This is a genomic window from Candidatus Rhabdochlamydia sp. W815, from assembly GCF_018642185.1.
Classification (GTDB): Bacteria; Chlamydiota; Chlamydiia; order Chlamydiales; family Rhabdochlamydiaceae; genus Rhabdochlamydia; species Rhabdochlamydia oedothoracis.
In genome coordinates this window covers 1-8,741 of sequence record NZ_JAAVTY010000059.1, presented here as the reverse complement: position 1 = coordinate 8,741, position 8,741 = coordinate 1, and the positions used below count along the sequence as shown (strand labels likewise).

Genomic DNA, 8,741 nt, shown 5'->3' with positions numbered 1-8,741 from the left:
TAATAGTGCTATGATGAACTTTTAGAATGTTTGCTATTGAGCTAGATGTATCTCCTCTAGCTTTTAAAATATAAATCTGACATCTTTGGTAATAGGTTAGGTGATGGTAGCCTTTAGGCAAGGTCTCTCCTTGTGTTTGATTGTTAAAAATCACAATAGAGATTCTTTCATCGCCTGCCTATTCTTTTTTTAATTCTTCTGTGCACTTCAAACTTGAAAAGACTTAGTATTAGTTTTTTATATTTACTAACTTAGAAATATTTCTTGTGTAGAGTAATTGGGGATTATTTATTGAACTTCTTGCATAACCCCCTATTTTAAAGCTTTCATGTATAGATTCCTATCTTAACAAAAGCATTTCCAGATATATCGCTCAAACAATCATATCTCATGGACTAAATTCCTTTAAAATTATTGGTTATGCAAGAGATCTATTGTAGCAAGATCAGAATAGGTCCAGAGAATTTTAAACTTTAAAGAACAGCGTAAAAAAGCACATTGCATTTATTTTGATGAAGCCGCTTGTGTTTCCCAATATTGATTTAATGTAAGAAGTACAGCTTCTTTTAGCTTAAAGTTAACAGATGGAAGACGGTCTACAACCGTCTGTGCCCATTGAAAGTATTGATCAATATATTTTCGACTCCAGCCTTTGGGGGGGTGATTTAGAAGCTCTAATGTATTACAAAGAGTATCGGCCAGTTGAACTATGGCTGCGGGCTTTGATCGATATGATGCATTGATTGTTTCTTGTCTTTTTTTCTCTTGTAAGGATATTTTTCTGTCTCCTGTTAGCTCATCTACTACCTTAGCAACTTGCTTTCCAAATTTTTTTTCGATTTCTTCCGCTGTTGTTTGCGTATCTTTTAGAGTATCATGCAATAGACTTGCTAAAATACTCGTTAAGTCTCTTACTTCTCCCACACTCATCACTTTATAGGCAACCTCAAAACAATGAGATACATAAGGGGTTTTACGATCATTTTTACGTGTTTGAAAACGATGCTTTTCTGCAGAAAATTGCATGGCTTGTAAGATCTCTTCTACTTCATTTAAAGTAACTCCTTTTTCTCGACAATAAGCAGTAATAAGCTCTTCTGCTAATAGATCAAATTGCGTCATGACAATTTCATCATCATGCACAATTTTACTAACTAAAACTCTTGTCTCTTCTATTTTTTCCTGAATGATCTGCTTAGTAAATTTCTGAGCAGATTCTTGACAAATAGATACCTTTGGCTTTACATCATCAGCATAAGAGCTAGTGATTATAGCTAAAATAAAACAGGGAAACGCAAAGTTATTCATAAAAATTTCCAAACTAAGACTTAAATTATCATAAAAGATAAGTATATATATACAAAAGAAGAAATTTTCTGATATTAAAGTTTTTTGTTTATCAAAGAAAAATGCACTTACCCCTTATAACACAAACAGCTCCATTGGATGTGTTAACGGAATTAATTCTGATTGGTCCATGATAAATACATGTTCAGGATGGATAATTTTGCACAAGTTTTTTAAACTCTCACTTTTAAGCACGATAAAATCCACTTCAGATAAAGAAGATAGCAATAGGACAAATTCTTGATCTGGGTTTGTATCACAGATATAAATAATGAGTTTTGATTTAAGCTTTTTTGAGCATAGCTTTCGAAAAGTAGAGAATAAAGCTGTTGTCATCCCTTTTTGACTATCTACTCCAAGAACGGTATACCTAACATCTTTTAAGGATTGTTGCAAAACAAAAAGATGATGTTCCTCAAAAATCTTATTCTCAACATCAAGCTCTAGTAGCCTTTGAGCTATATTAGACAGGGTTACTCGTGCACAACCTAGTTTTTCAATAGCAATTCCTGCAGCAATATTAGAGAGTTGGATTGCGTGGTTTATATCCATCTGATTGGCTAATGCAATGCTCATCATAGCAAGAACCGTGTCTCCTGCACCCGTTACATCTTTCACTTCTTTAGAAGACACAAAGAAATCACATGTATCCCCTGACCGCTTAAATAAAGACATTCCTTTTTCTGAACATGTAATTAAAAGCATTTCTGCACAGCATTGGCTAAAAATAACTTCGGCTACTTGATCTAAAGGACTGGTTTTTAAAAGTTTTGCAGCAGCAATTGCTTCAGATAGATTAGGTTTGAGTACTGTAGCTCCACTGTATTTGCTAAAATCTTCTCCTTTAGGATCCACAATAACAGGAATAGAAAGTTTTTTAGCCAGCTGAATCACAGCTTTTAACAACGAGTCTGTTAAAAATCCTTTACCATAATCAGAAATAGCAACCATTTGTATTTTTTTTAAAAGAGTTGGCAATTGTTGGATAAGGTTTTTTTCTAGATCTTGTAATAAAGGAGTAATCTCTTCATGATCAAATCGCAAAATTTGCTGTGCATCTGCAATTAATCGATTTTTAACAGAGGTCTTATATCCTTTTTGAAATAACAACGCTTGGACGTTAACCCCTTCTGTTTCTAAAAAACCGTATAACCACTTTCCTGCAAAATCATACCCTATTCTTCCTACAGCAGTCACCTGCGCTCCTAGTGAAATAAGGTTTAAGACAACATTCCCTGCTCCTCCTGGGCGATTTTCTTCTTTTTCTACATGTAGAACAGGAACTGGTGCCTCTGGAGACATTCTTTTGATTTTACCTGTTGTATAGGTATCTAACAAAAAGTCACCAATGACCAAAACATGTACAGGATCAAATTGACTAAGCATGCCGCTAAGTTTTACCATCGCTTATCCACGGTTAAATAATTTTGCACATAATCTTCTACTGCATCTTGTATAGAATACAACTTAGGCTGTTCCACAACTTTTATATATTTTGCCATATCAGCACAGGTATAATTTTGATATTGAGAACCGAGCTCTTTAGGCATTTCTATAAATGTAATTTTAGGTGGTATTTTCAATGCTTTAAAAATAGCTAGAGCTAAAGAGTGCCACGTAGTAGCAGATCCTGATCCTATATTAAAAATACCACCTAGGGAATTTTTTAAGAACTCACACGTCATCTGACAGGCATCTTTTACATAGATAAAGTCACGACACTGATCTCCATCAGCAAATTGATCTGGGTCTGAAGAAGCAAATAAACGAATCACTTTTTCCTTTTGCACAAGCGATGTCATTTTATAAATCATGGAAGCCATACGTCCTTTATGATTTTCATTAGGCCCAAAAACATTAAAATATTTTAAACCTGTAACTTGATCCAAAACCCCTTGCTGCTTCAACCATAAATCAAAAGCATGTTTAGAAAAACCGTATAGATTCAAGGGTTTTAAGTACTCGAGCTGACCATGGTCATCAATAAAGCCTTGAGATCCATCCCCATATGTAGCAGCCGAAGAAGCATAAATAAATCGATGTTTTGCTTGAAGGGCATATTCAGCTAAACGAATGGAATAACGCAAATTATTTTGCATCAAGTAATCTTCATTTTGTTCCAAAGTATCAGAACAAGCTCCTAAATGAATGAAGGCCTTTATTTCTTTTTCTTTACCTTTTAACCAATCAAATAATTGATGCTTTGAAATAAAATCGATATACTTTTTGTTTAGGAGATTTTTCCACTTATTCGTTTTTTTAATATCATCGACTAAAATCAGATTAGTAAATCCTTGATCGTTTAAATAACGGACACAGCAAGAACCTATTAATCCCGCAGCTCCTGTGATTACAATAAATTGATCGTCATAGATCTTTGTATCCATTAAAAGTCGCTTAAAGTTTAAATATTATTGATACCAATAGCCTAGCTTTCTTTGTAAAAAATGCACAGGATAAAAAACGACTCCTGGTGATTCTAGTGTTTCTAAAGATCCAAAGCAGATAAAAGTGGTACCACTTCCTGTCATAGACACTTGTGTAAACCCCATCGCTAAAAGCTGATGTTTGATGACTCGTAATTCCGGCTTTAAATCAAAGGCTGCTGGCTCCAAATCATTCCTTAAAATGAATTTACCTTGGAGCGTATCGGATAAAGCTTGAGCACTATCCCAATGCGTTAACTTACTCGCATCGCATTTTTGGTAGACTGCAGTAGTGGATAAGCCAAATTGAGGCGTTGCTAACCAGAAATGAGTGCTCGGCAAGTGGGTTATCTGCTGTATAATCTCCCCTTTTCCTTGGCAATAAGCAGTTCCTTGCGAAAAGAAAAAAGCCATATCAGAACCTAATTCAGCAGCCCAAAGAGCTAACTGATTTTCTTCAAATTGGTAATGGGAAAGCTGGTTAAGAGCCCACAGAGTCGTTGCTGCATTACTGCTTCCTCCCCCTAAACCCGCTTGCAAAGGAATATTCTTTTGTAAGCGAATAGATAACTTCTGATTCCAACCTGTTTTCTGACGAAATAAAGATACGGCTTGCCAAATGAAATTTCCTTGCAGGTCACAGAGATGATTCAAATTACAATGAAAAAGGTCTTCCTCAGCTAAAGAAATAGAGATGGTATCTGATAAATTAATGGCTTGATAAAGAGAGGAAATTTGATGATATTGATCTTGTCTTCGATGATGTATACGAAAAAACAAATTAACTTTAGCAGGGGAAAGCAGCGTGAGCGCTTGATCTTTCCCCTTAAAATTTTTTAGGTTCAAGAGACTCTAGACCTCTTTAATCACATGCAACGTAAATTGTGCAGGCACATTTTCTTTAAGAGCAAGAGAAATTTTATATGTTCCTAACTCTTTAATAGTTGGAGTTAAAACGTTACGGCGATCTAATAAAATTTGCTCGTTTTCTTGCAGTAAAAGTACAATATCTTGGGGTTTTACAGATCCATACATATGACCATCAGGATCTACCTTCACAAAAATTTCCAAAGACTTTCCTTCTAAGTTTTTAGCAACTAACTCAGATTCTTCACGATCTAAGTTTGCTTGCTGCTCTCTTTGTTCCTTAAGATTTGCTTGGTTGCGCAGTGTGCGCTTATCGGGGAAAACCGCTCTACCTGTAGGGATCAGATAATTCCACGCATAGCCAGGCTTCACATGTACAATATCTCCGCTACGTCCAAGCTGTTCGACATCTTTCAAAAGTAGTAATTGACTACGTTGACGTTGGTTACGCATACATCTTCCTTTTAGTCTTGTGCGACAAATGGTAAAAGGGCCATATGTCTTGATTGTTTGATCGCTTGAGCTAATTTACGTTGGTAATAAGCAGATACACCGGTAATTCTTCTTGGAATGATTTTACCGCGCTCTGTAATAAAACGAACTAATGTTTCAACATCTTTATAATCAATATGGCGCACCCCAGCTGATTTAAAAGGACATTGCTTGTTTTTTTTTGCAAAAGGCTTCTCAACCGTTTGTTTTTCTTCATAACTAAACTCTATTTTTTCAGGAACGTTATCTGCTCTAAGAGTCATAAAGCGGATAAGATCTTCATTTAAATGATACTCTCTCCAAATTTCTTTGAAATAGCATGTATCAATTGTAAAATATATTACGTAATAATATCCCTCACGTCGCTTATTGATTTCATAAGCTAGTTTTTTACGACCTTGATCAAAAATCTTATGTTCTACCCCACCACGCTCTAAAATACCGTTTGTAATTTTCTCAAGCGCTTTTTGTCTAGCTTCCTCGCTTAGTGTAGCGCTTAAAACGTATATTCCTTCGTAGAGTTGGCTTTTTTGTTTAGCCATTTTTTTCTCCTATAAGTTTAAACTTAAATGATTTATCTATTTTTGCAATCTGGATAACTATGGGCCAATTGCATACTTGGAGCTATTCCTTTCACAATCCATTCCCTTAAGACCAAGGTAGTAAAAGGGAGCAACTTTTCTAGTATTTTTTGTTGTTCTTTAGTGAATTTTCCCAATACATAATCAGATAAATCTTCTTCTAATTGTGGAAAATCCACACCAACTCTCAATCTAGCGAATTCTTCAGTAACTAAACTTAAAGATACGCTTTTTAACCCGTTATGCCCTCCAGAAGATCCCTTCATTCGCATTCTCATCTTTCCTAAAGCAATTGTGATATCATCACAAACAACCAATACCTTTTCTTTTGCAATAGAAAAGCATTGCATGCAGCTCTTTATCGATTCACCACTTACGTTCATAAATGTCATAGGCTTCAATAAGATAACCTGCTTCTTTTGTATACAACCTTGAGCCAAAGATCCACAAATCTGCACTGATTCACGAAAAACAAGGCCGTGATGATTAGCAAAAAAGTCAATCGCTTTAAACCCTACATTATGCCTGGTATTTTTATACTTTTCACCAGAATTTCCCAGTCCAACAATTAAATGTTTTTCCGTTTCTCTCAATGTTAAAACTCTTCTTAAATTAGCGTTTTGCAATAACAGCTACAACGTCATGCTCTTTTGCTAGAATAGTTACATCACTTGATATTCCTTGCAAATCTTTCACACGTAAAGAATTCCCAATATTAGCGTTTTTTACATCTACATCGAATTTTGTAGGAATATGTTTTGGTTGACATTTCACTTTCACATGACGCATTACCTGACGCACAACTCCCCCCAATTTGACCCCAATACATTCCATGGTTCCTATGCAATTAACAGGTACTTTTACATGTACATCTACACCATCTATTAACTCTTCAAAATCAATGTGTGAAACTTTATAGGTAATTACGTGATATTGAATTTCTTTAATAATAGCCTGACACTCTTCTACCCCATCACTTAAGGTAAAAACAGTTGTTGGTAAGTGGCCTGGTTGCATTTGTCTTAATACTGTATCAAATTCTTGACCACTAACGATTAGGCTCGCAGGCTCTTTTTTTAAAGAATAGATAACAGCAGGAATATCCCCTACGGATCGAATCTGTTTTACTTCGCTTTTTTTCTGGCTAAAACGAGGTTTCACTACAAGCTTCATAATAAATTACTCCAAATTTCTAAGGTATTTCCTTAAGATAAAATTAAAACCGTGTAAAAAGTGAGGAAATAGATTTAGCATTAACAATTGATCGTATTGCTTCTGCAAACAAAGGTGCTACTGAGACCACTTCCACATTGCAATTAGGAGTTGGCACAGTATTGCTCATAATTATCCTTTCAATCCCACTATTTTCAAATCTTCCTATAAATAATCCATGTGTAACAGCTGCAAAAACTAAGCTAGCCCCAGCTCTTTTGCAAACTAAAGCTGCTTTTTTGAGAGTCTCCCCGGTTGAGCACATATCATCTACGAGCAAAACACGCTTCTGATGAACATCTCCAATTAAAGCAGATTCCACTTCATTTGCATTTACACGTCGTTTATCAATGACTGCAAAATCAATATTTAATTTTTCTGCAAAAGCACAAGCTAATTTAATACTACCGATATCAGGCGTCACTATTTGATTAGGCTGTAATTTCCGAACAGCATCTACTAATGCCGGACGTGCATAAAGATTATCGACAGGAATATCGAAGAACCCTTGAATTTGCTCTGTATGCAGATCCATTGTTAATATACGCGTTACACCAGATCGTTGCAGAAGATCTGCAACAAGTTTTGCTGTAATCGGCTCTCTTCCCATCCCTCTTCGATCTTGACGCGCATACCCAAAATAAGGGATCACGGCAATAATAGAGCGAGCGGATGAGCGCTTTAATGCATCAACAAAAATCAACAGTTCCATGAGATAGGAATTTGGATGGCGTGCCATTGATTGCACAACGAACACATCCTTACCACGGACACTCTCTAAAATAGAGATGCCTATCTCGCCATCTGGAAAAGTCTCAATAAGAGTTTTTCCTAAATCAATTTCCAAGCTTTTTGCAATTTGCTCTGCAAGCTCTCTATGAGAAGTTCCTGCAAACAACATAAAAGAATTGCTCGAAGACATGAACATTGCTTTAAGTTAAATTAATTTGGGGTGGAAGGATTCGAACCTCCGAATGGCGGTACCAAAAACCGCTGCCTTACCACTTGGCGACACCCCAGTATCTATAAACAGAACGAAGATTAGTTTTTTGGAGATTAAAAAGCAACTTTAAATAGATCTTTTCCCAGATAATGATCTGCTTATGCAGCATTTACGCTTGACTTAAAAAAAGATCTTTAAATAAGGTTTTTGCTTGTTAAAGTATTTTTTAAAAAAAATTAAAGACTAGAATCTCCAGTTCAAACCCATGTTTATAGGAGTTACGCAGTTGAATAAATTTTAAAAAGACTCTAATAGACATGCCATAATTGCACACAAAGAAGGGGTTACTCCTTAAACGGAGTAAGTTAAACTTTCCAATATAAAGAGATTTTTTTAAATCTAAAAACCGCTCATTAAAGAGCAAAAAAAATTAGGAGCAACCCATGAAGTGTTATATTGGACTAGATGTATACTCGTTTGTTTTTAAATTAAGATTTAACTAAGCAAAATTTCCTAGATAAAAGAGGCTGCAATTCTTCCCGATATTTAGGAACGTTTTCAAAAAAGGCATAAATTGCCGTCTTGAAATCTAAGAATTTTTCATAATATCGATTATTGCGAACTTTTTTATTCATGAATCGCCAAAGGCGTTCAATCAGATTGAGATCGGGAGAATAAGGAGGCAAGAATTTGATTTCTAATCTGGATGTTTTTAGGTAATTTGCAACAATTTTTGACCTATAGTAGGCAGCATTATCGCATATAACCACAATTCTTTAGACCTCTTTCAAAACCCATTAACATAGCTCCAGATTATAAATGCCCGCAATTAGATTGAACCGAAGACCAAACCTTTTTCGTCTATTTCTATAA

11 protein-coding genes, 1 tRNA gene and 1 pseudogene are annotated in these 8,741 nt (G+C 35.3%); all 13 read right to left on the bottom strand.

Annotated features, from left to right (window positions below; genetic code table 11):
* Positions 1–154: helix-turn-helix domain-containing protein (locus RHOW815_RS09070; protein ID WP_350339773.1), on the bottom strand; the 154-nt coding region annotated here is incomplete at its 3' end.
* A gap of 350 nt (positions 155–504) precedes the next feature.
* Positions 505–1,308, bottom strand: coding sequence for an HD domain-containing protein (locus RHOW815_RS05070; RefSeq protein ID WP_215217251.1), 804 nt, complete (start codon positions 1,306–1,308; stop codon positions 505–507).
* A 114-nt stretch (positions 1,309–1,422) separates the two neighbouring features.
* A complete protein-coding gene (locus RHOW815_RS05065; RefSeq protein ID WP_215217250.1) occupies positions 1,423–2,751 on the bottom strand; it encodes a bifunctional heptose 7-phosphate kinase/heptose 1-phosphate adenyltransferase in 1,329 nt (442 codons plus the stop codon).
* Entirely contained in the window at positions 2,745–3,734 is a 990-nt protein-coding gene (rfaD, locus tag RHOW815_RS05060) for an ADP-glyceromanno-heptose 6-epimerase (protein ID WP_215217249.1), read from the bottom strand. The genes RHOW815_RS05065 and rfaD overlap by 7 nt, the downstream gene beginning before the upstream one ends.
* Before the next feature lie 24 nt (positions 3,735–3,758).
* Positions 3,759–4,619 carry a 4-(cytidine 5'-diphospho)-2-C-methyl-D-erythritol kinase gene (gene ispE / locus RHOW815_RS05055; protein ID WP_215217248.1) on the bottom strand — a complete coding sequence of 287 codons (861 nt, stop codon included), beginning with the start codon at positions 4,617–4,619 and terminating at the stop codon, positions 3,759–3,761.
* A gap of 6 nt (positions 4,620–4,625) precedes the next feature.
* Entirely contained in the window at positions 4,626–5,093 is a 468-nt protein-coding gene (rplI, locus tag RHOW815_RS05050; protein WP_215217247.1) for a 50S ribosomal protein L9, read from the bottom strand.
* 11 nt (positions 5,094–5,104) lie between these two features.
* Positions 5,105–5,362, bottom strand: coding sequence for a 30S ribosomal protein S18 (rpsR, locus tag RHOW815_RS08590; protein ID WP_245397591.1), 258 nt, complete (start codon positions 5,360–5,362; stop codon positions 5,105–5,107).
* Positions 5,351–5,674, bottom strand: a pseudogene (gene rpsF / locus RHOW815_RS05045) (30S ribosomal protein S6); the annotation flags it as partial. The gene rpsR and the pseudogene rpsF, both read right to left, overlap by 12 nt.
* 32 nt (positions 5,675–5,706) lie before the next feature.
* On the bottom strand, positions 5,707–6,339 hold the full coding sequence (gene pth, locus RHOW815_RS05040) for an aminoacyl-tRNA hydrolase (protein ID WP_215217246.1): 633 nt from the start codon (positions 6,337–6,339) through the stop codon (positions 5,707–5,709).
* Complete coding sequence (locus RHOW815_RS05035; protein WP_215217245.1) at positions 6,326–6,886, bottom strand: 50S ribosomal protein L25/general stress protein Ctc; 561 nt, start codon at positions 6,884–6,886, stop codon at positions 6,326–6,328. Before RHOW815_RS05035 ends, pth begins: the two co-directional genes overlap by 14 nt.
* 43 nt (positions 6,887–6,929) lie before the next feature.
* A complete protein-coding gene (locus RHOW815_RS05030; RefSeq protein WP_215217244.1) occupies positions 6,930–7,847 on the bottom strand; it encodes a ribose-phosphate diphosphokinase in 918 nt (305 codons plus the stop codon).
* 25 nt (positions 7,848–7,872) lie between these two features.
* Positions 7,873–7,944, bottom strand: a tRNA-Gln gene (locus tag RHOW815_RS05025).
* Between the two features lie 412 nt (positions 7,945–8,356).
* Complete coding sequence (locus RHOW815_RS05020) at positions 8,357–8,638, bottom strand: transposase (RefSeq protein ID WP_215217243.1); 282 nt, start codon at positions 8,636–8,638, stop codon at positions 8,357–8,359.
* Positions 8,639–8,741 lie beyond the last annotated feature (103 nt).